This window comes from Levilactobacillus zymae (assembly GCF_032190635.1).
GTDB classification, from domain to species: domain Bacteria; phylum Bacillota; class Bacilli; order Lactobacillales; family Lactobacillaceae; genus Levilactobacillus; species Levilactobacillus zymae_A.
Genome location: NZ_JAVLAS010000002.1, coordinates 35,674 through 59,399, shown reverse-complemented (window position 1 = coordinate 59,399; position 23,726 = coordinate 35,674). Strand labels below are relative to the sequence as shown.

Here is a 23,726-nt window from a genome sequence, read left to right as displayed (position 1 = left end):
CGTACATATAATATGTATCTAACTTAAATAAATGATGCTTCCAAGGTGTCCTGGAGTCCTTGGAACCCTCGGTGGATCCGCTTCAGAGACTTCTCGTTATAAACATTAAACTGAGAAACCAGGAAGCGATCCAGTGAATCTTCCGTTGGAAATTGTTCTTTGTGGTGGGTGGTGCGCTTGAGATGCTTATTAAAGTTCTCAATCAGGTTAGTGGAGTATAGTGATTGCCGGATAGCTGGTGGAAAGTCCATGAAAGTGAGTAAATTCGGCATTTTAAGCAGATCTTTGATTTATTTGGGATAGGTCTGATGCCAGTTGTTGGCGAACTCATTCAGTTTCAGTTCGGCTGCTTCACGGTTGGCGGCCCCATGAACTTGTTTAAAGTCACTGATCACGGCCTTGCGGTCTTTTACGCGAACTTTGTTCATCAGATTCCGCCCAACATGAACCAGGCAACGTTGTCGTTTGGCTTTAGGGAAATGCCGATTCAAGCCTTCATCCAAACCAACTAACCCATCGGCCACAAACAACAGCACATCTTTAACGCCCTGCTTGATCAAGGTTCCCAGCAGTTCAGTCCAGATTCCAGTCGATTCCGTTGGCGCTACTTGGTAGTTCAGCACTTCTTTCGTACCATCTGGACGAATGCCAATCGCAATATGAACGGCTTCTTTTTGAACGGTATCCCGCTTTAACGGCAAGTAAGTGGCATCTAAGAAGATGGCCGCATATTGTGAAGCCAGTCGACGTTGCTGGAAAGCTTGAACCTGTTCATTGACGGCTTTAGTCATGTTGGAAACCGTGGCTTTGGAGTAGTGAGCACCGTACATTTTCTCAACGAGTTCGGCAATTTCAGCAGTGGTAATTCCCTTGGTATACAACTGAATGACCGTTGTTTCTAAATTATCACTGTGCCGACCGTAGGCTGGCAAGGTATGATTTTCAAACCGGCCATTGCGATCTCGAGGAATGGTTAAGTTAAGTTGGCCGTACTTCGTATCAAACGAGCGCTCATAACTGCCGTTGCGGTTATTACCAGTGTTAATCCCAGCGTATGAGTAGCGTTCGTAACCCAAAAACTCTGCCAATTCGGTTTGAAGCAGCTGGTTAATCGCAATTTCGAGGTGGTGACGAAAAACTTCGTCCAAATCTTGCTTTTGGGCTAGTGCAGCGATAATTTCTGTGGTAAGTTCATTCATGGGGAATGCCTCCTGTGATGTTTTCTGTGATTACTAAATATCATAAGGGAAGGCATTCCCTATTTCTATACAATTCAGAAATCTTTTATGCATTTACACAAGATATTTTACGCTATCAATAATACACAATGTATAGGTAATTTAAAAAATAAATTTAGCTTTTTTGATATCTAATCAAATATAATTATACTGCATGTGGTCCCCTGTCAATAAAATAGACAATCTACCACTTGCATTGTTTTTACTCCTCCAAAATATAAATTAATTTACTTGATTAAAATATCTAAACCACTGTACTAATTTAGGAAAAACAAATCCAACAACCTTCAAACTAATATAGCCAATTAGAACACCCAATACATTCGAAATAACATCATTAATATCAACACTGCGATTCAACCAAATAGAATGATCCAACACATATTGTGCGACCTCGACAAAGCCACTTGCCAGTATTCCAACAAGAAACACTTTTAAAATATTGGCCCGCGGAATCAATAAACCGTAATAAATTCCCAGCGGTACTGCCATGACAATGTTTAAGTAAAAAGTCGGATCAAGTCCTTGTAATGCTTGCAAATGTACTGTACCAACTCCAGCCAGTAACGGGGTAACGTGATGCCCGATAAATTTTAGCGGCGTAAAACACAATACTGCAACGCTAAAAAAATAAAACACTGCCGAGTATAAAGTAATTCTCTGCGGCACGCTTTTATCCCATGGCATTAGTGAGTTATTAACGATCAAGGTTAGAACAACGATAAAAATAAATGGTACCCAGCGAATGATATTAATGGATAATGCACTTCCTTATTAGCTAAAAATCTATTTTTCAATCTCTTGCATAAATGCGGCTAACGCTTCTTGCCACGTTGGCAGCTTAAAGCCTGTTGCCTTAGTCTTGCTCAAGTCCAAAATCGAATGCCGTGGCCGCCAAGCTTTTTGCGGATATTCCGCTGACGTCACGGGGCTGACCGTCACGTTCTTATCTTTCAGGATCGCTTGGGCAAATTCATACCAGTTACAACTATTATCATTAGACAAATGATAAATACCATAATCTAATTGATGATCCAAAGCGTAAGTCATAAATTCAGCCAATGTCCGTGTCCAAGACGGCCGGCCAAATTGGTCGTTGACCACAGTCAATTGATCATGTGTCTGAGCTAATTTTAACATCGTATAAACGAAGTTCTTACCGTATTCGCCATAGACCCACGAAGTCCGAATAATATAGTATTTGTCAGCTAGCCGTTGGACCGCCTGTTCGCCTTCGTATTTAGCACGGCCATATTCATTCCGCGGCGCTGGTTGCGCATCGACAGTGTATTCTGCGTCTTGATCGCCATCAAATACATAATCGGTACTGATGTAAACCACGATCGCGCCGACTTCATTAGCAGCTGCGGCAATATTGGCGGTACCGTCAACGTTGACGACTTGATTGATCGCCTTGCCAGGTGCTTCTTCGGCAGCGTCAACCGCGGTATAAGCGGCACAATGATACACCACTTGTGGCTGAAAGTCTTTGAAATAAGCAGTCACGGCCGCCTTATCCGTAATATCCAATTCACCACTATCAGTTGCCCGATAATCCGTTTCGCGCGCATCTAATAAATGTCGTAATTCCGTACCTAATTGGCCGTTAGCGCCGGTAATTAAAATTCGCATAATTGAATCTCCTCACTATTATATTGATTCATATGTATGAAAAAGCAGGGAAAACGGTCTCACAACTAACTGTGTCTCCTTTGCCCAACCCTATTTTAATGTATAATTGATTGCTTTAGTTATCGCATCAAAGGAACGCTAATACTTCTCGCGTCAAGAACAATTCCCCACCAGTACTCGCTGTAGAGAACGCTAATCAGAATCGTCACTTATTGGCCATTCTGAGCATATTTCGCCTCAACCGCAGCCTTCTCCGCTCGCCACCAGTCTTCATGCGTCGTATACCAATCGATCGTATGCTGCAGCCCAGTTTCAAAATCAGTAAACTCGGGCTGCCAGCCTAATTCAGTCCGCAGCTTAGTTGCATCGATCGCGTAACGCAAATCGTGCCCAGGACGGTCCTTTACCTGCTCATAATCCGAGGAAGACTTGCCCATCAGCTTCAGGATCAATTCCAAAACATCCTTGTTGTTCTGCTCACCGTCAGCACCGATCAAGTAAGTTTCACCGATCTTACCCTTGGTCAAAATCTGCCACACCGCACGCGAATGATCGTTGGTGTGGATCCAATCGCGGACGTTTTTACCGGTACCGTATAATTTCGGTTGAATCCCGCTTAAGATATTAGTGATTTGCCGCGGGATAAACTTTTCGATATGTTGGTAAGGACCATAGTTGTTAGAGCAATTCGAGATCGTTGCGCGCAAGCCAAATGAACGCACCCAGGCACGGACCAACAAGTCCGAGCTAGCTTTCGACGACGAATAAGGACTACTTGGTCGATAAGGTGATTCTGGCGTGAATTTTTCGTCTTTGCCTTCGCCATGTCCCGGTAAATCCTTACGTAACGGTAGATCACCGTACACTTCATCAGTAGAAATGTGGTGATAGCGCACATCGAATTTACGGCACGCATTGATCAACACCGATGTGCCCACGATATTCGTTTGAATAAATGGGGTTGGATCGATCAACGAATTATCATTATGACTTTCAGCCGCATAATGAACAACGGCATCCGCATCTGCCACCAAACGCTCAACCAGCGTCTGATCACAAATATCACCAACGATCAGTTCAACTCGTTCCGCAGGTAAACCAGCTAAATTAGCTTTGTTACCAGCATAAGTAAGTTTATCTAGTACTGTGACATGAACCTCAGGATGATGCTTGACTACATAGTGAACGAAGTTACTGCCGATAAAACCAGCACCGCCAGTAACCATAATATTTTTGAATGTCATGTTAAACTCCTTAGATTTCACCGTAAACAAAGGGATTATTCTGCTCGAACTCAGTAAGGGTTGGCTGCGCCGCATCCTTTTCTGATGTGATCGCCTTATCGAAATCAATTGGCCAATCAATGTTCAATTCTGGTGTCTTAAACGAGATCCCACCGTCAGCCGCAGCATCATAGTAATTATCACACTTATAAAGAAAATTCACGTTGTCGGTTAACGTCAAGAAACCGTGCGCAAAACCACGAGGGACTAATAATTGACGGTGATTGCTGGCAGTCAGCAAATAGCCTTCCCATTGCTTGTACGTTGGTGACCCAGCCCGCACATCGACAATTACATCCAAAACAGCGCCAGTAACCACTCGAATCAACTTAGTTTGTGCTGCTTGTCCCCGCTGAAAATGTAACCCGCGCAGCACACCAGCTTGACTAGATAATGATTGATTATCCTGAATAAAATTAAAATCGATGCCCGCTGCCTTAAAGTCCCGATCTGAATAAGTTTCCGTGAAAAATCCACGCTGATCGCCGAAAACTGCCGGCGTGATCAACCTAGCATCCTGTAACTTGGTTGTTTTAACAATTAATTTACCCATAAAACTATTTTCCTTCTTTCGCTAACCGTAACATATATTGACCGTAATCCGTCTTCTTCAACGGCTGCGCCAACTGAACCAATTGCGCTGCTGAAATGTAACCCATGTGAAAAGCGATTTCCTCCAAGCACGCCACTTCTAAATTCTCACGCGTTTGAATGGTTTCGATGAAGCTAGATGCCTGTTGCAATGACGCGTGGGTGCCGGTGTCCAACCAAGCGAAGCCACGGCCCATTAATTGGACGTCTAACTGACCACGGCGCAAATATTCTTGATTGACGTCGGTGATCTCTAACTCGCCTCGCGGTGACGGTTTGATCTGCTTGGCAATGTCCACCACTTGATTGTCGTAAAAATACAGTCCAGTGACCGCGTAATTACTAGTGGGGTGCGCTGGCTTTTCGACGATCGAAATGGCGTGATGATTTTCATCAAAATCAACCACCCCGAACCGCTCCGGATCATTGACGTGATAGCCAAAGACCGTGGCGCCGACTGTTTTAGCCGCCGCTTCTTGCAGCATTTTAGACAAGCCACCGCCGTAGAAAATGTTATCACCGAGAATCAAACAAACTGAATCACCGGCAATAAAGTTTTCCGCCAACAGAAAAGCTTCCGCCAATCCATTAGGCTTCTCCTGGACTTTATACGAAATATTCAACCCTAATTCATGACCATCCTGGAATAATTCTTCAAACCGCGGCGTATCTTTAGGCGTGGAAATAATGCAAATATCTTGGATGCCGGCCAGCATCAAGCTGGACAGCGGATAGTAGATCATCGGTTTATCGTAAACCGGGATCAACTGCTTTGAAATCGCCCGGGTGACGGGATACAAGCGGGTTCCCGAACCGCCTGCAAGAATGATACCTTTCATTTTAAATATTCCTCCTAGTCAAACATTTTCAATCACTGATTTACCATTATTAACTTGAGATAAATAGAGTATGTTTTAATTTAATCACTAATTTTAGTTGGATTGAAGTCAATATTTGAGACAGATTTTAAGAGACATTCAGAACCGCGTTTACCTTCCACAGCTCAAATAAATCATTAATCGCGATTAATAACTTATTTGAACCCTGGAAAGCATTAAATCAGGCGGCCATTTGGCTCGTAAGTGTTGCAATTTCAACTTGTAAGGGGGTCTGGTAGCCCAGTGAACTATGAATTCTCTTCCTATTGTAGAAAGCATGCACATATTCAAAAAGGACGGCAGCGGCAGTTTCATAATCTTCAAAGACCGGTACTGGATAAACACATTCCTTTTTGAGGGAAGCGTGAAAGGATTCCATTGGCGCATTATCATACGGACAACCCTTACGGCTGTATGAGTGGCGGATATGTAGCTCAGTTAAACGTTGATTGTAATCATCGCTGGTATACTGTGATCCTAAATCCGTATGGATAATCAGGTCCCCAGTAATGGTTCGATTTTTAACCGCGCTTTCAAAGGTCTTTAAGACTAAATCAGTAGCCATCTTTTTTGAGAACGAATAGCCGATAATCCGTCGTGAGTGCAGGTCCATGATGGTTGATAAGTAACACCAGCCATTACGCTTCGTTTGAATATAGGTCATATCAGCGGTCCATTTTTGATTTAAACCAGTGGTCGAGAAATCCTGCTTAAGCAAGTTGGGACGCTGTTCAACCTTGGTTTTGGAAGCTGAAGCCGCTTTCCACTTATTGACGGTAACGGAGTGGATATCCAGTTCCTTCATGAGCCGGGAAATCCGTCGTGGACTGCACCGAAGCTGCAGTGGTTGAAGTTCCAGATTCAATTCATGGTGGATCTTCATAACACCGTATCGCTGCTTAAATTCCGCAAAGATCCGCAGAATCCGTTGTTTCAAGCCCGCATCTTCGGCCCGGCGTTTTGAAGGTTTGGGGGATCGATAACGATAATACTGAGCTCTGGAAACACCGAGGATTCGGCACATCTTGGTTACCTGGTGGTGATGGCTTTCTTGGTGAATGTAATCAAAGATATTGGTTACTTCTGCGCAAGGAAGCCCAGGGTTTTTTTAGGATTTCGTTCTCCTCAGACAGCGAAGCCAGTCGCTTTTCCATCGCTTTGATTTCGTCTGGCGATTTACCGGATTGAGTTTTGGCCTGGCCCTGGATCCACTTATGAACTGTTGAATAGCCAATGCCATATTCTCTGGCCAGTTGGGCAGCTGATTCGCCTTGCTTATATAGGTTGATAATGTTTTGTTTGAATTCTTTGTCGTAACGAGTTGGCATGTAAAAATTCCTTCCTTTTGAGAGATGATTTATTCATTATACCCTCTCTTAAAAGTTGTCTCAGGAATCAGCCTACATCCATTCCTTCGTTCTTTCATTATTAATATATTTTTCACTCATATTTTTTACCTTTTAATTTGTTTTTCACCCAATACAAGCATATAAATATAAATAAATTTGTTTTATATATATACTTATAGAACGAAATTATATTATCAGATGCTCTCATATAGTCCCGCAAATAAATTATATTTGATTTTAGCGCAATTAGATAACGTTTTTTTATGCTACTAAACTTTTTATTTATAACCTCTCCATGTACATGTGAAAATTTGTCATTAAGTAATATATAATTATTTAAACCTATACGCTTTAGTTTCAAAGCAAGTATGTTCTCCTCACCATACAAAAATGTTCTTTCATCAAAATATCCAACCGACTTTAAGGTTTCAGTACGGATTAAAAAAAGTGATCCTGAAACAACATCAACTTTTAATTTAGTTTTACCTTGTTGCTTGGTATGGAATTTTCTCAAAATTGGGCTTAAATAAAAAAAAGTATTAGTGAAAGTAGTAAATACAGTTGGTAATTTCCAATAACTAGGTGTATAAGCTCCATTACTTATCATTCTAGGCGCCACAATTCCAACTGAATTATCCAATTTTAGTAAATTTAAACAATCTAGAATAGCAGGTTCATCTATTGTTACATCACTATTCGAAATCATAATAAAAGAATCATCAAAGTGTTTTTCTACGTATTTAATACCAATATTATTGCCTTTACCATAACCGTAATTACCTGTATTCTTTACTAAGAAAACATTATTATTTTCGTTAGTTAGCTTTTCTAATTCATTGATATGCGAAACATTAGAAGCATTATCAACTATAATAATATGGTTCACTGAATTAAAAGTTTTTAAAGTTTTCACAAAATTATTAATTTCACTACTATTATTATAACTAATCACAATAACAGCTAAGTTAGATTTCTTCATTTATACCCCTTTAATACTGTATATTTCATATATCTCATTATAGTGCTCAGCAATAGTTTTAATTGCATGTGATTTATTACAAGAGTCAAATTGTAAATGCTTTATTTTATTGGCTAAATCAATCATTCCATTAAAAACGTGGTCACAAGGCAATAGATCCTTTGCTCCAACATTATTACTGGCAAAAACAATTTTGTTATAAGATAATCCTTCCTCAACAATAAATCCAAACGTTTCTTTCCATAAACTCGGTACCACAATAATATCTATACTATTATAAATATCATCCATTTCATCACTACTAAACCTACCATGATTTTTAATTGTTTTAGGTAAAGAAACAGTTTCATTACTACCATAAACATGAAATTCAAATCTATTGTCTGCTAATAAACTAGGTAATTTTATAAATTCAAAAAATCCTTTATAATCACTATATGGACCGATATAAGCAACCCTTATAGGGATTTTTATTCTAGATAAATTATTATTTCTTTTTTTTATCTGTGAATTTGTTATATTTATACATCTAAAGTTGTCACTGAATTTAATTTTAGAATTAAAAACAGACTTTGCTAACTTACTGTTAAAATGATAAAAATCTATCAGTTTGAATATTTCCAGATAATAATATTTTAATCTTTGAAAACTCTCTTTTTTTCTATCATCTGTATTAACACTAGAAGTAATTTGGTATCTATTGTTTATTCTATTAAAATTAATCCTCTTTTTTATGATTTTTAATAGAGGATAAAATTTCAGCTGAAATATCCGTAGTTTCCATGTTGGCATAGCATTTTGTCCAATTTTTATCCATTGATTCATGGTATTATTATCATCATAATTATGTCCCTGATAATAAAAAGTAGGCTCAGGTGCTAATCCAAAATAATCATGACTAGTAAAAATCATTCTTATCCTTAATGATTTCGCACACATAAAAAACTCTTTGTGTATCCCCATTAAAGTATGGACATGGATAACATCTGGTTTAATTTTTTTAAGTAAAGAATGGTAGATACTAATATCAACTGATTGCATAAAATCTTCAGGTGTTTTTATTCCACCAAAAAGTGGTAATGGCAAAGAATTAACTAATGAGTATGGATGAAAGTGTGCTTTAGCATGCTTGGTATCATTTTTAATATATGCTGTTTTCTTAAGCAAATTAATATGACCAGGATATAAATAATAAACCTCATCGCCTTGCCGAATTTGTTCGTTCATCAAATCCATCGTATAACGAATTAATCCGCCACTACGCTCTGGTGGGAAACCTAAAGAATAATGCAGAATTTTCAACTAGTTTACCTCCAAAAACTTTTTCTCATACTCACCAACAATAAACGGCCAACTATAAGCATCTGCGATCCGTTGTGTCGATGCTTGATCAAACTGTTCGATCTCAGATGCTGATAAATCATCCGCTTGTTCGATCAACTTAGCCAAAGCGCCAGACTGCTTGCTCCAGTAAAGTGCGCTGTCCTCACCAACTTCACGATTAAAGCCAACATCGAACAACAGATTCAACTTAGTACTAGCTAAAGCTTCAAGTAACGAGGGGTTAGTCCCCCCTACCGAATGACCGTGTAGATAACCATATGCCAGTTCACGAATCTTGCTTAACAAGTTCTGATCGTAAACCGTACCAACGAACTTGATGCGCTGATCCTGTTCAAAGTGGGTCTTAGCTTTTAACGCATCGTAGAACTGATTATGTTCGACATTAGTAATGATCACCAAGTCTTTTTGTGATTTTGAAGTCATAAATTCCCGAATCATGGTTTCATAATTATTTTCTGGGACAAAGCGACCAACAATCAAATAATACTCGTTAGCGCGAATATTGAATTTATGGAACCAATCAGTAATTTTAGCATCATCGTCGGCTAAAGTTGACCGCTGTGCATCAGCGCCATACGCAATAAAGGTTGTTTTTGGTTGGTACTGCATGTAGGTCGTTTGAATATATTTTTCAATATTCTTACTGTCACAGATCAATAGATCGGCATGTTTCACCATCAAACCTTCGGAATACTTCCAGTATTGTCTTACTGGCTTACTCCATTTAGCCCGCATCCATTCATGACCATCGGGATTAACGTAGACAACGCCGCCAATTGCATGCACGCGCCGTGTAATACCCCGCATAAAGGGTCCAATCCGGCAAGCCAAGATGTAAAAAATTGGCTTTTTGATTCGATGACGTCGTGCATAGCGAATCGCCTGGTTCAGCGCGGCAACATCATAATAGATCGCCTGTGCTGGACCGATATTCGGTACATAAACATTAAAACAATCAGCGTGATTATGCATAAAATGCTTCTGTTTGGCTGCTGTTTTATTGGTCACTTTACAAGCAACATGATATTTAATTGCTGTGTCCTGCTGCCCTTGAGTTAAATATTCCAAAAAGGTTTCATAACCACCATAATTGGCTGGAATCCCTTTTGATCCCACGATGAATACATGTTTTTCCACTGAATTTACTCCTTTATTTCAACAATCACACAAACATGCTCCTATGTCAATAAATGGCACATCTTTTTCTAAACACTCGTTCTAATTCTGTCGGAATTAAACCAACTGATGTAATTTGAGGTTCGGGTTACCAAGTCCTCAAAATTGGAAAAAGTTGTTTGAAAGGCAAACTCTCTCTTCAGCAATGAGTGAAAAGCTTCAATTGGCCCATTATCATAAGGATAACCTTGTTTTGAGTATGAGTGGCTAATCTGATGCCGTTCAAGTAAAGTTTCAACTTCGTTGCTGGTGTACTGTGAACCCATGTCAGAGTGAAAATATTGTGGCTTTTGATGACATTCAAGCGCCTGATTAATCGTTTCTACAACTAACGTCGCCTCCATCTGACGACCAATCTTGAAAGCAAGGACTTGATGAACCTTTGGTTCGTAAATAGAACTGAGATAAACCCAGGTTCCTGGACGTAATTCCAAATAAGTAATGTCAGCACGCCATATCCTTGCATTGGGCTGGTGCTTGATTAAATTGGGGCGTTGTGAATGATCCACATGAGTGCCAGGTTTTTTAAATCGCCGATTCATTAAAGAGTGAATCTCCATTTCCCTCATTAATCGTAAAATTCGTTTTGACCCAACACAGATGCCTGACTTGCGAAGCACCATCGTTATTCGTGGATAACCATAGGCACGATAATTATTTTCCCAAATGGTAGATTGCAAATTTAATCCGAATTTTTGGACAAATTGGTCAGCATAACCTGATACGGTGTTTGCCAGTCGAGTATTTTAAGCGGTCGCTGGTTAATTTGGAGTAACGTCGTCGTTAAATCTTGAGCACTAATGTGCTCAAAACGAGTCCCCTTAGGATAAAAATAACGTAAATTCCGATTAAAGCGTTCATTACTACCACGTTCAGCTGGCGTATAAGCATGACAGTAATAGGTCTTAATACCATATTGTGATTCAAATGATACTAGCCCACTAAACTCAGTACCACGGTCCACAGTAAAACTGTGCACCGGTCCATTAAAAGTTGTTAGGAACTTAGTCAGTGCTTCATTAACACTCGCTGTCGTTCGATCTTTTAACCGGTATGCCCAAAGGAACCGTGATTTTCGATCGATTAAAGTTAATAAAACTGCCTTACTATGCCCACGAGGACCAACGACTGTATCTAGTTCAAAATCGCCGATGCGATTACGTTGATTAATCATCATGGGACGCTGTTCAATTGATCGCCCCAAAGATTGATTATATTTGGATCGTTGGTCAACGTTACGCCGTTGGCGTACGCCATGTTCAGGTAGATCATTCAAGGAGAAATCAATTCTCCCCTGATTTAGCCAATTATAAATAGATTTAGTAGCTAGTTTAAATTCGTGAGCAATCATTCCTGGTGACCAGCTTAGACGTAAATGGTTGAGAATTTTTTGCTTTAACTCATCGCTCAGCTTAGTTTTCCGACCACATCGTGATCGCTTGTATTCGGCATCTGTTTGTGCTAATTCAGCCTGATAAGGTTGACATCGAGATAATTCATAAGAAATTGTTGACGGTGATCGGTTCAGCCGAACGCCCATTTGGATATTGGACAGCCCTAGTTCACAAAAGGTTTCGATTTTAATTCGTTCGGAATAGGTTATACTAGACAAAAGATCAGCTCCTAAAAGATGGGTTTGTGGTAAACACCATTTTAAAGGAAGCTGATCTTTTTTGTCCGAACAGCGTTCGGATTAATTTTACAATCTACCAAATCAATTTAATTTTTTCTTTGAGCTGATTATCAACACGTTCGTGTTGACTAGGTTGATATCTTTTCCAATGGTAATAGGTGCTGCGCGGTAATTTCAGTGCCGAAAGAATAATTGATAAGCGGTGTCGCAATAACTGATCTTCTATGAAGACAAGGCAATTAATTCGTCCTAATGCTTTCCCAGTAACACCGCCGCAGCTTTTAAAATTTCAAGTTCCTCTTTTAATCGCTGATTTTCCTTTTGAAGTTGTTTGAATTCTTTGGACGTTACTTCAGTACCGTCTTCTAGCTCAACTGATTTAGCGCCTTTAACCCAGTTATGAATTGCGGCTTAATTTTACAATCTACCATTGTTTGTTCCGCCATTAGCGGTTGTTGCATTTGTTTCTGTGCTAGAACTGGAGCTAGAACGACTCTTACTCTTCGAATTCGTACTACTAAAAACCGCAATTGATCCGGTCTTCTTGTAAGATAAGCTCAAGCCATTACGAATAAAGTTTGTCACGCGTTGGAGTTCGGACTTTTTCATAACTTCCATGCTCTGGTCGTTAAGTTCCTTACCAGTCCCTTGGAGGTGTGTTTCCTTCAAGTTTTTGGTGGCTGACCGATAATTCTGCGCTAAACTCGTTAAATCATCAAAGGTTAAATCAGTTTGTGTCTGCTTAGCCAAAGAACTGATGAAGCTCTGATTAAGTAATGTTGAGATTGAACCACTCTTCTTAACTAACGCCATCAGAACAGCCCGTTGCCGCTTCTGTCGGCCATAGTCATTGTCTGGATCATCATACCGCATCCGAGAATAAGCCAATGCTTTTTTCCCATTCATGTGGGTCTTAATACCTTTTTTGAATGTATAACCTGCATAAGTAAAACTTAACGTTGGCGTAACATCAACACCACCGACCTGATCAATAACTTTTTCCAGGCCACCCATGTTAATTAACGCATAAAAGTCGATAGGAATGTTTAGCATTTTTTGAATCGTATCGATAGTAGTCTTTGCTTGTCCCCAAGCATAAGCTGCGTTAATTTTCGAAGGGGACTGACTAGCAAAACCAGGAATCGTTACCGCCGTGTCCCGCGGAACACTCGTAATTGTGGTTTTATTAGTGGTCGGATTTAAGGTCACAACCATCATACTATCGGTTCGACCCTTGTAACTCCGACCTAATGCACCTGTATCAGTTCCCAATAAGAGAATTGAGATAGGCTTCTTATCAGATAATTGCTTATTTACATCTCGTTCTTTAGTTACACCAGAAGCATTAAACGAACTGTTGACAGCATTTTTAATACTTCTATAGCGTGTCATACCATACGCCGCACCACCGGCGATCAATAAGAGAATAAGTACCAATATGGTGTTACGAACTGGATGCGTCTTTTTTCTATGTTGCATACTACCAACCACCCCTTCGGTCTCCTCAAAATAACTCTAATTATACTACAATTACTTCAAATTTATTTTGAAACTCCGCAAAGCCTTCTGCCAAGTTGGAATCTCAAATCCAGTCGCCTTAACCTTATCCAAACTCATCACAGAATGCTTCGGTCGATAAGCTTTTTGTGGAAAAGCTGTAGAATCAACTGGCTCAACTTGAACTTGAGTATCCTTTAAAATCTCACAAGCAAAATCATACCAAGAACAACTGTCATCATTGGACAATTGATATAACCCATACGCCAATTTCTCTTCAACCGCGTAACTCATAAATTCAGCCAAAGTCTTTGTCCAAGTTGATCGACCAATCTGGTCACGCGCGTTTTATAATCAAGTTAGCCAAATACTTTTAGCTAATTGATAAAATAAAAAACACCAAGACAAATCTCTGTTATCATTGATGTTCCTACACAAACAATGAAAGAGGTTATTGTCTTGATGCAAGAACAGAATACCACAGTCAGAAAAAAAGGTCAGCACCTAACTTCGTTTGAACGAGGCAGAATTGCTACGCTGCACAGCCAAGGCTATTCCAATCGTGCAATTGCCAGAGCGCTTAATGTTTGTCATCAAACAATCAATAATGAATTGTGCCGCGGCGAGATCGACCAAGTAAAAAAATTGAATGGTCAACGCCAATATTATGCTGTATACTCACCAGAAACAGCACAAGCTAAGTACGAAGCTAATCGAGCCCACTGTCATCGACCTTTGAAACTCGTCGGTGTCGCTGATTTTATCGACTATTTTACGACTCATTTGCGTCAAGATGGTTGGTCGCCTGATGCAGCAGTAGGACGGGCCAAACTTGAAGGCTTATATCAACCTGAGGAGATGGTCTCGACCAAGACGCTATACCACTATATTGATGCCCAGTTACTTGAAGTCCGCAATCTTGATCTACTCGAAAAAACGCGCCACCGTGCCAAACATCATCACTCGATCAAGCACAAGCGTCTGGCCGGGCGGAGTATTGTTGAACGGCCTAAAAGTATCGACCAGCGCCAAGAGTTCGGCCATTTCGAATTGGACACCGTGGTGGGCAAGCGCAACGGTCAAGAGAGTGTGATCTTAACGCTGATCGAGCGTCAATCCCGCTGCCAAATTCTACGTTTGATCGATGGTCGTGATGCCGATTCAGTCAACTATGAGCTGGCCAAGATCTGTCAAGAATACGGATCAATCATGAAGTCAGTTACTGCCGATAATGGCGCTGAGTTCTCGGAAGTTGGCGCTGTACTTACCGGTGTCGCTGACCTTTATTATGCTCATCCATATCGTTCCTCTGAGCGTGGGACTAACGAAGCGCATAATCGAATGATCCGCCGCGATGTACCCAAGGGTCTATCCATGGATATTTTGGGTCCTCATGATATCCAAGCAGTTGAGTCAAAGCTAAACAATTTACCGCGCCGGCAAACTGGCTATCAAACACCCAAAGAGCTTTTCTCCGCTGCTTCCGCCGGTTAAGTTAAATCCATAAAATATGAATATTAATGAAAATACTGATTTAATAGGATTTATCGTGTGGCTAATTTGTTCTTGCAATTTGGGTCTTCCTTAATATGCCCCATTAGGTCTGAAAAAAACACTAATAGTTTTAATTAAAACACCCAAATCAAATAATACGCTTCGATGCAAGATATATTTCAGATCAAGTCCAACCATTTCATCAAAACCAACTTCATTGCGAACCGTAACTTGCCATAAACCGGTACATCCGGGTTTCACAAATAATCTTTGCTTATCATAATCTGTATAATTTACGACTTCACCTGGTAAAGGTGGGCGAGGACCAACCAAGCTCATTTGTCCCAGTAGAACATTCAAAAGCTGAGGTAATTCGTCAATACTATGTTTTCGAATAAATCTACCAACTTTTGTCACCCGTGGATCCATCCTAATTTTAAAGATCGCCCCATCAACTTCATTCTTATCAATCAGATATTTTTTCAAGCTATCTGCATTAACGACCATTGATCTGAATTTGTACATTTTAAAGGGGCGCTGTTGTCGTCCTAAACGAATCTGCGAATAAAATACTGGCCCCTTTGGCTCTTCTAATTTAATTGCAATAGCAACAATTAAAAATACCGGTAAGAGTAACACTAGGCCAAAAAAACTAGCTACAAAGTCAAAAATCCGCTTTACCGACCGATATACATAGCGATGTCGTTCGTAATTCAAATCAATCGCAATATTTCTTGTATGCTCTTCTCCATAATCCATTAGAATAACCAAAACCTCTTTTTCTTCTTGAGCACCGAAATCCTAGTAAATTCCGGTTTCACAATCTCCTCCCCATTGAGGATTGCTCTAGCGTCATCATTAAACCTAGTCGCAACATCTTTACCAGCTTGTTGCTCTAGTTTATTAAAGGCGTCCCCCATTAAGAATCGCCGTCCCTTAAAATTATGCGCATCCGAGGAAAAGGCAAAGCCCATACCACTGCGAATAATCTTAGCGGTTAATTTCTCGACATTATCGCCGAACACTCCAAGATAACTACTACTGGTCAGCTGCGTTAAACAACCCATTTCTACAAAATCATATAACCGGTCCGGTTCCTTCTGAAACCCATGGTTCCGTTCCGGATGGGCAATCACTGGTGTAATCCCACGCGCCTGCAACTCAAAGATCATATCTTCCGTATATTCTGGAATCCCACTGTGCGGTAATTCCAATAGTAGATACTTGCCGCCCTCATCCATAAACAGGATATCGTCGTCATCTAGTGCGGTTAGGAGCTCCCCCGTCAAGTGCACCTCTTGTCCGGGAAAGACTGTTAACGGGATCTTAGCAGCGTCTAGTGCTTCTTGAAAGGCCGTTGTTTTTCTCAATACATCTACCTTATGGTTGGTATATTCGCCATCCATATGGTGCGGTGTCAGCAGAATATGACTAATCCCTTGCGCCACCGCGTCGCGTGCCATACCAAGCGCCATCGGCAAGTCTTTCGCGCCGTCATCCACACCCGGTAAAATATGACAATGTAAATCAACTAACGTCACTTTTTATCATCCGTTCCGTAATAGCCGCCGTAATAACTGCCACCATAATAATTACCACCGTAATAACCCACTGACTTTTGGGCTGTCACACGATTCATCACTGTTCCTAAAATGTTAGCGTGAACAGTCTCCAACAGTTGCTTAGCCCGACGCACCCCATTCTTGTCAGCAATACCTTGTGGCACAACTAAAACCGTCCCATCAATTTGGCTCGCCAATAATTGTGCATCCGTCACCGTATTAACCGGTGGTGCATCAACAATCACCAAATCAAATTCAGCGGTTAGTTCACTTAACAAATTTTCAATTCGTTTACTACCCAATAGCTCCGCCGGGTTAGGTGGAACTGGTCCACTTGTGATTACGCTAAGGTCCTTGACCATGGTCTCGCGAACCACTGCCGATAAGTCAGCGTTTCCTGATAGATAGTTCGTCAATCCCATCCGATTACTAACATCGAACGAGCGATGAACGGCTGGTCGCCGTAAGTCAGCATCAACGAGTACAACCTTAGTGCCCTGATCCGCCCAGGTAACTGCCATATTATTACTGATCGTTGATTTTCCTTCAGAAGGTCCCGACGATGTGAACAGAATTGATTGGAGTTGCTTATCAACCGAGGAGAATTGAATATTCGTCCGAATGGTTTTGAACTGTTCTGCAATCATCCCATTGGGCTCTGTATAGCTAACTAAACCGACACCATACTTTAAACTTGTATCATCAATTTTTTTCTTGTTTCGCTTAAACCACGCCATTGTCGTCACCTACACCTTTCTTCGGCTACGCGCTTCTACTCTGCCATCTGCACCGGTAATTAAGTCGTCTGAACTGTGACGTTCACGCGTAATCCGCTTTTTAACTTCCTTATCGTCAATTTCACTAACGATACCTAAGCTGGTCAATCCCAATTCATCCGTCAAGTAACTCTCGGAAGTAACCGTTCGATCCGTAACCTCACGCAATAATGCCAATCCAATACCGAGAATCAGCCCCACAATTAATCCGATTGCCAAATTGATGGTCTTTCTCGGGCTTACCGCCGAATAGTTCGGTGTCGCTTTTGACACGATTGAAACATTATGAACGCTCATCATCTTGACAACTTGCTTTTTAAATACTTTGGCGGTTTCATTCGCAATTGTTGCCGCTGTTTTAGCATCCGTTGCCTTAACCGTAATCGAGAATACCTGCGAGTTCTGCTGGTTACTAATTGAAATAGCATTTTTCAATGCACCCATTGATCCCGGATATCCAGGGTAACCGCTGGTTGTGTTATTGACTGTCTTTAAGACAGTTGGGCTAGTAATGATGTCCTTATATGTACTAATCATCTGCACGTCGGCTTGTACTTGCTGATACTGTGCCGCCTGCATACTGGCCGATAGTTTTCGATTAACCAATATTTCGGTTGTCGCCTCATATTTTGGCGTCATCACAAAAAAGGTAACAAAAATCGACGCCAAAAAAACTACTAAAGTTGTGATCCAAATTGCTTTGATGTGTTTACGCAAGATACCAAAAATTTGCATCACACTAATTGTTTGCTCAGAATCCATATTTTCCTCCAGTACGGTCTACTACCATTGTAAGTGATTGCTTTGGGCTTTTTAATTTCTGTTCGGATTAATTATAGAATTTGCCATTATGTTTTCTATGATTATGCAAATTCTTTTTAACAGGCATTTTCTTCATACGCTCCTAAATTAACCAAAGCTTAAAATTATAAATACGGCCCTAATTTTTACACTTATTTAATAAATAGTCAATTGGTAGATTGTGGTATGTTGAAGTGGCAAGGCTTCTTTCTAAGCGACCACACCTCAGCTATAAATAAAGAGGTGAATAGTCCCATACCTAAAAAAAGGGCGGAAATGTCACAAACTGAAATTAGCGAGTGTTTATCTGAAGCTTGGAAATATGGCAAGACCGTTATACTTCAACTAAATCAAGTAGACATAAATGGCACCCCAACAGAATTTACCGGCTATATAAAGGGCTATCAGTCCGAATGGATTTGGGTATTAATTCAAGGAGAATTGCATAAAATAACTCTGACAACTATACGAAATTGCCAATACAAATAAAACAGCTAACCTCTTTACGGTTAGCTGTTTTGGCGTTACTGCATTATTATTCTTCCCTTATTTCACTAATTTACCGACACTGGTGTGATCTGAATCACCTGATGCTTTTGAACGTCATAGGTGAAGTGATACCACTGGACTTGATGACTCGTCGTCTTGTTGCCATCAATCAATGAAGAATTGACCGTCGCAATCCCATTGATCTTCTGACCATCAGAGTTTTCTACATAAACGTGCTTTGAATTAATCTTCTGGTATACGTTATCCTTTTTAAGAAATTTGATATAAGACTGCGTGCTCTTGGACTGCATATTCAGATTACCAATCATCTTTTTTACCACAGATGGCGTCGCATACTTCTGCGCTTGCGCCTGTCTGGTTGACCAGTTGGTAAAATCCCATTCGAATGACGTCTTTAAAAACGTATTGATATTGGCCACTGAACTGGTACTAGTCAACGTTAAGTTCTTAGCACTGTACTTCTGTATCTTATTTTCTTTTATGGCCTGATTATCATGCTTAGCTGCTTCAATTTCCGTCCGTAATTCCGCATTACTACTGGCTAATTGACGATTAGATTTGGTTAATGTTAAAGCATATACCAACGCGGCTATCCCACACACTATACCTATAATCACAAGAATCTTGTTGAATTGTTTTCCATTGTTTCTTTGCATCGCTGACTACTCCCCTTTAAGATGCCTTCTTCTCAATAAACTTCAACGGATCAAGCCATGAATGACCGCTCGGATTCTGCCAGTCACCCTGAGCAGTTACCCAGCTCTTTTTGTTGGTCACGCCCAAATGCAAGTGTCCTGTTTGTTGTGTTGCAATAACCTGGCCTGTTTTAACTGTATCGTTAACTGCTACCTTGTGAGTTGGCCCACTCATGGCAAATTCTTGATAAATAACTTCATACCCGTCATCGGCTTTAGTAACAATGACGTCTTTACCTAAACCATAGGGGTAAGAGTCGGTAATTCCTTTCTTCATGGGATCACCAACAAAGATGACTTTGCCGCCATGAACCGCTCGAATTTTGGCACCATGACCCGCATCAAAATCGACCCCATCGTGCCAAGGTGATCCCGCTAGATCACGAGGACCGAATCCTGACGTGACATACTTACCGCCCTTATAAGGCCAACCCCAGTCACCACCAGCTGCTGAGGCATCACTACCACAACCACCAGTATTGCCTGTACCGCCACTATCATCGGGATCAGATACATCACCAGAATTATCAGCCCCCGTATCATTAGCGCCAAACTTGGCGTACCAATGATCACCGTCAGGATAACGACCAGGTTGTCCCGATGGGCCCTTATCGAGATACCATTGCTCTGGATTATTTCTCATACCTTCATAGTCCATCAGCCAATCATAAGCAGCCTTATGAACGTCAGATTTTCTCAATGCCGCTTTAGCACCTTGATAACCATGATTCAATTCATATTTTGTAAAGTCTAATTGTGTTTGCAAACTGTCCCACTTTACGCCTTTGCGACTGGCAAATGCTTTTAATCCATTTGTACCCGTCAGTCGATTGCCCATCCATTGGGCAAGTCCGGTAGCTCCAGAACCAGCGTTGTTACCAATTTTGGGATTAAAGCTCGATTCAAATTGCCAAACACCCATGGCACCAGTAGCACCTTGAGGAGTTGCATGTAGCTCTGAACGTAGATATCCATAAATAGACTTTGCTCGCTTGTTCATATCTGCTGAAGTCGTAACATCGACATTCGAGACATTACCACTACTACAGGAACCCGATTCCGAAGCCGCTCCACCAGCAAGCAATAAAGCTAACATCATAGCGCCAAAAAATAAAACAAACAATGGCACCAATAAGCCAATCGTCCATAATCCAATTTTTTTGGCCCGTCTGGATAACATTAGCCAACACCACCTTGATAACGGTTAAGCTCGTCAGGCGTGGCATGAACAGTAAACACATAATTTTGATCGCCCTGAATGTTCATTAACAGCTTCTTTTGCGGTAACTTAGTAATTGCGCCAAGCTCGTCAGGCGTAACTGAGCTACCCAATGCCCGGGACAACCGGGGAATATCATCATCAGATAGATGGAAGAAACAGCGGTACGTCATCATACCAAATACCTTAGATAATGAACGGAAGTAGCGTTGTGAACGACTGGTGGTTGCTTGATAGTTTTGATCCGGCATTAATTCTTTAATGGTCGGCATAATCAACGAAATTCCACAAAAGTCTTTCGCCATTTCTTCCATTAGGCTTGAAAGCCATTCCAATCCTGCTGAGAACTCCTCCTTGGCGTAATTTTGAAATTCGTCAATGCAGACCCAATAATAAGGAATATCGACCAAATCAATCTGATGGTTGTTGTACAAGTAACGGTAACGCTTGCCGTTGTTAACTATCTCAGCCGAGACCAACGATAATGCTGAATACACTTGGGAATTAAACACTTCGTTACCATGGGCTTTTAACCCACTTAAGTCATAAACAACCACGTCCGTATCAGTCATATCTGGGATCGTTGTAAACCCGTCAAAAATAATGGCTTCCGACTGCAACATCTTTTGAAAGGTATCGACAATCCGATTGATTGAAGTAATTTCGACCTCTGGATGCGGACGATTCGGATTAAGATAGCTACGCTGGATTTCTTTTAGATAGGTGAGAAAATCCCCAAGCTTTGGATACTGATTATGTGGCAATCCCGTAGAATGTAGGTCTCCTAAATGACGTCCGGGGTGCTTAACCCATAACCCTTCACTAATGTAATAGTCAGTAATAATATTTTCCAATCGGTTTAGATCATCAGTTGTGGCTTCCGAATTCTGAAAACTGAACATATTACGCAGTTTCTGCACATGGGCATTAAAAGATCCAATTTCATCAACAACAGTTTCATGTTTGTCTTTTTTCATTTGTCGACCATACTCATCAGTAACCGTAACCGGCGTATCTATTTCTTTAGTCGCAGTGGGGAAAATTTCAAATGGATTAATATGCACGCTCGACCCATCCAAGGTGATCACCGTGCCGCCTTGTTCTCGCGCGGCTTTAATGTACTCTCCCTTAACATCAAAAATCCTCAGTTTACCGCCCCGAGCGAATACGTCATCATTAAGTTTTTTGGCGAAGGTCGACTTCCCGTTGCGGGGATTCCCCGCGATCATGAAGTAAGGCGTTAAGCGTCGTGGTGTGATCAGTAACGGATTCAGCATAATTGGCCCATTAGTGGTACTCTTCCCAAAATACGATCCACCATCGTCGTCCAGCTTCACGTGGTTAAACGGAAATCCCTTGCCCAAGACATCTGCGGCAATTGGCGTACCATGCCGCACGTTCCGCAATAGTTCTTGTTTCATCATTGGTGTCCAAAGACTACGTAATTCAGAATCCTGCTCACCAACAAAACAGGCAACACCGTAAGTCCCCAATTTCTCTTTAATCGCCTTAATCCGCTTATTGAGTTGTTGTTCATCGTCGGCATAAACGAAAATCCGTACGTCAGCCCGCTTCATGACTTCCATATTGTCACCTAAGCGACTAAGTAATCCTAGTTGCCGGCGATAGTCTTTATCTGCTTGCAACTTGCCTAGCGTTTTGCCATTCTTGTCCATAGCTTGACTAAGTTTTTCATCTGTCGACCGTTGTAAAGCTTTTTTAATAGCTTCCTTGTTTTCTGTCCCCAACGACAGCGTGGTAATCGTGTTGTTAAACTGTGTCAGTTCAATTAACCAAAAATACTTCAAACCGGAACTTGGATAGCGATAGACGTGTAAACAGGCTTCTACACCAGTTCCTGACTCAATGACTCGATCCCTAATTCGGATATTGCCTTGTGGTTGTGTCCGGGCAATCATCGCCAAATCATAATCTTGTTTTTCTAATTTCTGAATCTCTCGCTTTTTCATTTAACCACTCCTTAGACCCGCACGTTAGGATTATTAATCCGTTCCATGACCCGCTCTTTTTGACTACGTTCCAACATTCGAAATTTTAAATAGGCTGAGACCTGAGCATCTCCCAGCAAGCCATCTATGCTATTCAGATTGCTACGCAATTCTCGTACCGTATCACCGAACACTACCGCAAAGAATTCCCGGTTTTCCAACGTTTCTTCAATGCCCTTAGCTGCTTTAATTTTGTCCTGACAAAATCGCTGTCTCTGAATCAAGACTTGATGAGCTTGTCTATTTTTATACTGTTTTTCTTGAACCATCCGGGTGTATTTCATATACCGCTCGCCCCAAAAGGCTTGCTGCTTAGCTGTTGAAACTGGAAAGGGCGCTATAACAAACGTAACGTCATTCAAATATCGTCTTAAAAAACTAGTCAATGAGTCTGATACTGCCTCTAATTTCGTTGCGGGAACGCTGCTTAACCCAATCCCATCGACGACCAAAATTTCAGCATACCCGAATACTTTCAATTCAATAAACGCATCTGAGCCGGGTGTTAATCGCTTATAATCAATCAAATCGGTCATTTGAAACTGCCGAACTGGTTGAAAAAGGGACGCTTTGTTGCTGTCTTGCCCTTTTTTAGCTTTGTCCATCGTCTCGAATCGACTGGTTCCTTGAGACCTACTACTGTGTCGAACAGAAATCATCGCTTCCACACCCCTTCAATCTTTTGTTTAACGAAAACCCCATAATCGAGGCTTTTAAATCGTGTCTTTTTCGGAAAGAAATCATAAATGAGTAATTCCCAATTACGCTTACCATGATTTCCCAGCGATGGGCAAACCAACCAAACACCATAGCCAATACCAACAACCCAAAAACATACGGTTTCTAACTGCATATCTGGTGGAAATATATCTGAAATCATGAAAATAATCCCCGCCCAAATAATCAAAAACATCAGATCTCGTACATAGAACATCGCAATTTTCATGCGTGTGCGAATGTCTGGTGTGACGCCAAAACCATCTTGCAAATCCATTCGCTCCTTTCGGCTAAAATAAATGTTGGCTATACCTTATAACCTCAAGGAGCACAATAGATAAAC

General features: G+C 41.0%; 23 protein-coding genes and 4 pseudogenes. 2 read left to right on the top strand and 25 right to left on the bottom strand.

Translation table 11 applies throughout. The features are described 5' to 3' along the window. Positions 1-23: 23 nt before the first annotated feature. The 16 genes and pseudogenes from RI501_RS12790 to RI501_RS12715 form a co-directional block, all read right to left on the bottom strand. Positions 24-1,199 (bottom strand): annotated as a pseudogene (locus RI501_RS12790) (IS256 family transposase). 261 nt (positions 1,200-1,460) lie between these two features. Beyond that, positions 1,461-1,961, bottom strand: coding sequence for a VanZ family protein (locus RI501_RS12785; protein WP_260274681.1), 501 nt, complete (start codon positions 1,959-1,961; stop codon positions 1,461-1,463). Positions 1,962-2,024: 63 nt separating this feature from the next. Beyond that, complete coding sequence (gene rfbD, locus RI501_RS12780; protein ID WP_260274676.1) at positions 2,025-2,870, bottom strand: dTDP-4-dehydrorhamnose reductase; 846 nt, start codon at positions 2,868-2,870, stop codon at positions 2,025-2,027. A gap of 209 nt (positions 2,871-3,079) precedes the next feature. Beyond that, entirely contained in the window at positions 3,080-4,114 is a 1,035-nt protein-coding gene (gene rfbB, locus RI501_RS12775) for a dTDP-glucose 4,6-dehydratase (RefSeq protein ID WP_260274677.1), read from the bottom strand. A 10-nt stretch (positions 4,115-4,124) separates the two neighbouring features. Continuing rightward, the gene (gene rfbC, locus RI501_RS12770; RefSeq protein WP_260274678.1) at positions 4,125-4,706 is read right to left on the bottom strand and encodes a dTDP-4-dehydrorhamnose 3,5-epimerase; all 582 of its coding nucleotides are present in this window, start codon (positions 4,704-4,706) and stop codon (positions 4,125-4,127) included. Positions 4,707-4,710: 4 nt separating this feature from the next. Then, positions 4,711-5,583, bottom strand: coding sequence for a glucose-1-phosphate thymidylyltransferase RfbA (gene rfbA, locus RI501_RS12765; RefSeq protein WP_260274679.1), 873 nt, complete (start codon positions 5,581-5,583; stop codon positions 4,711-4,713). A gap of 220 nt (positions 5,584-5,803) precedes the next feature. Beyond that, entirely contained in the window at positions 5,804-6,646 is an 843-nt protein-coding gene (locus tag RI501_RS12760) for an IS3 family transposase (RefSeq protein ID WP_313823366.1), read from the bottom strand. A gap of 40 nt (positions 6,647-6,686) precedes the next feature. Further along, positions 6,687-6,950, bottom strand: coding sequence for a transposase (locus RI501_RS12755; protein ID WP_003606156.1), 264 nt, complete (start codon positions 6,948-6,950; stop codon positions 6,687-6,689). A 112-nt stretch (positions 6,951-7,062) separates the two neighbouring features. Further along, on the bottom strand, positions 7,063-7,950 hold the full coding sequence (locus tag RI501_RS12750) for a glycosyltransferase family 2 protein (protein WP_313823362.1): 888 nt from the start codon (positions 7,948-7,950) through the stop codon (positions 7,063-7,065). Next, positions 7,951-9,252 carry a glycosyltransferase gene (locus RI501_RS12745; protein WP_122551395.1) on the bottom strand — a complete coding sequence of 434 codons (1,302 nt, stop codon included), beginning with the start codon at positions 9,250-9,252 and terminating at the stop codon, positions 7,951-7,953. It lies immediately after the preceding gene. Further along, entirely contained in the window at positions 9,253-10,431 is a 1,179-nt protein-coding gene (cps2T, locus tag RI501_RS12740) for a beta 1-4 rhamnosyltransferase Cps2T (protein WP_313823357.1), read from the bottom strand. 68 nt (positions 10,432-10,499) lie between these two features. Next, positions 10,500-11,138: pseudogene (locus RI501_RS12735) on the bottom strand (IS3-like element IS1163 family transposase); the annotation flags it as partial. 14 nt (positions 11,139-11,152) lie between these two features. Next, positions 11,153-12,082, bottom strand: a complete 930-nt coding sequence (locus RI501_RS12730) for an IS30-like element ISLpl1 family transposase (protein ID WP_313819825.1) — start codon at positions 12,080-12,082, stop codon at positions 11,153-11,155. 97 nt (positions 12,083-12,179) lie between these two features. Then, positions 12,180-12,514, bottom strand: a pseudogene (locus RI501_RS12725) (IS3-like element IS1163 family transposase); the annotation flags it as partial. Between the two features lie 6 nt (positions 12,515-12,520). After that, positions 12,521-13,582, bottom strand: coding sequence for an LCP family protein (locus RI501_RS12720; RefSeq protein ID WP_313823355.1), 1,062 nt, complete (start codon positions 13,580-13,582; stop codon positions 12,521-12,523). 51 nt (positions 13,583-13,633) lie between these two features. Further along, positions 13,634-13,939, bottom strand: a pseudogene (locus RI501_RS12715) (sugar nucleotide-binding protein); the annotation flags it as partial. A gap of 123 nt (positions 13,940-14,062) precedes the next feature. Here RI501_RS12715 and RI501_RS12710 point away from each other — a divergent pair. Further along, complete coding sequence (locus RI501_RS12710; protein ID WP_260145088.1) at positions 14,063-15,094, top strand: IS30 family transposase; 1,032 nt, start codon at positions 14,063-14,065, stop codon at positions 15,092-15,094. A 90-nt stretch (positions 15,095-15,184) separates the two neighbouring features. On the opposite strand, the gene RI501_RS12705 is transcribed toward RI501_RS12710, so the two are convergent. The 4 genes from RI501_RS12705 to RI501_RS12690 are packed head-to-tail and all read right to left on the bottom strand — an operon-like array spanning position 15,185 to position 18,194. After that, positions 15,185-15,853, bottom strand: a complete 669-nt coding sequence (locus RI501_RS12705) for a sugar transferase (protein ID WP_214334951.1) — start codon at positions 15,851-15,853, stop codon at positions 15,185-15,187. Next, positions 15,853-16,635 (bottom strand): tyrosine-protein phosphatase, encoded by a 783-nt coding sequence (locus RI501_RS12700; protein ID WP_313823348.1) that lies wholly within the window; start codon positions 16,633-16,635, stop codon positions 15,853-15,855. Before RI501_RS12700 ends, RI501_RS12705 begins: the two co-directional genes overlap by 1 nt. Next, entirely contained in the window at positions 16,632-17,393 is a 762-nt protein-coding gene (locus tag RI501_RS12695) for a CpsD/CapB family tyrosine-protein kinase (protein WP_313823346.1), read from the bottom strand. Before RI501_RS12695 ends, RI501_RS12700 begins: the two co-directional genes overlap by 4 nt. 9 nt (positions 17,394-17,402) lie before the next feature. After that, complete coding sequence (locus tag RI501_RS12690; protein WP_313823344.1) at positions 17,403-18,194, bottom strand: YveK family protein; 792 nt, start codon at positions 18,192-18,194, stop codon at positions 17,403-17,405. Between the two features lie 225 nt (positions 18,195-18,419). On the opposite strand from RI501_RS12690, the gene RI501_RS12685 reads away from it, so the two are divergent. After that, the gene (locus RI501_RS12685) at positions 18,420-18,722 is read left to right on the top strand and encodes a hypothetical protein (RefSeq protein WP_097547191.1); all 303 of its coding nucleotides are present in this window, start codon (positions 18,420-18,422) and stop codon (positions 18,720-18,722) included. 65 nt (positions 18,723-18,787) lie between these two features. On the opposite strand, the gene RI501_RS12680 is transcribed toward RI501_RS12685, so the two are convergent. From RI501_RS12680 to RI501_RS12660, 5 genes are read right to left on the bottom strand one after another with little or no spacing between them, the layout of a single operon-like run. Then, entirely contained in the window at positions 18,788-19,399 is a 612-nt protein-coding gene (locus RI501_RS12680; RefSeq protein ID WP_233758876.1) for a hypothetical protein, read from the bottom strand. A 16-nt stretch (positions 19,400-19,415) separates the two neighbouring features. Further along, positions 19,416-20,618 carry a phage tail tip lysozyme gene (locus tag RI501_RS12675; protein ID WP_313823339.1) on the bottom strand — a complete coding sequence of 401 codons (1,203 nt, stop codon included), beginning with the start codon at positions 20,616-20,618 and terminating at the stop codon, positions 19,416-19,418. Next, positions 20,618-22,627, bottom strand: coding sequence for an ATPase (locus tag RI501_RS12670; RefSeq protein WP_313823337.1), 2,010 nt, complete (start codon positions 22,625-22,627; stop codon positions 20,618-20,620). Before RI501_RS12670 ends, RI501_RS12675 begins: the two co-directional genes overlap by 1 nt. A gap of 11 nt (positions 22,628-22,638) precedes the next feature. Beyond that, a complete protein-coding gene (locus RI501_RS12665) occupies positions 22,639-23,334 on the bottom strand; it encodes a hypothetical protein (RefSeq protein WP_313823335.1) in 696 nt (231 codons plus the stop codon). Beyond that, on the bottom strand, positions 23,322-23,654 hold the full coding sequence (locus RI501_RS12660; protein ID WP_039106868.1) for a hypothetical protein: 333 nt from the start codon (positions 23,652-23,654) through the stop codon (positions 23,322-23,324). The genes RI501_RS12665 and RI501_RS12660 overlap by 13 nt, the downstream gene beginning before the upstream one ends. Positions 23,655-23,726: the final 72 nt, after the last annotated feature.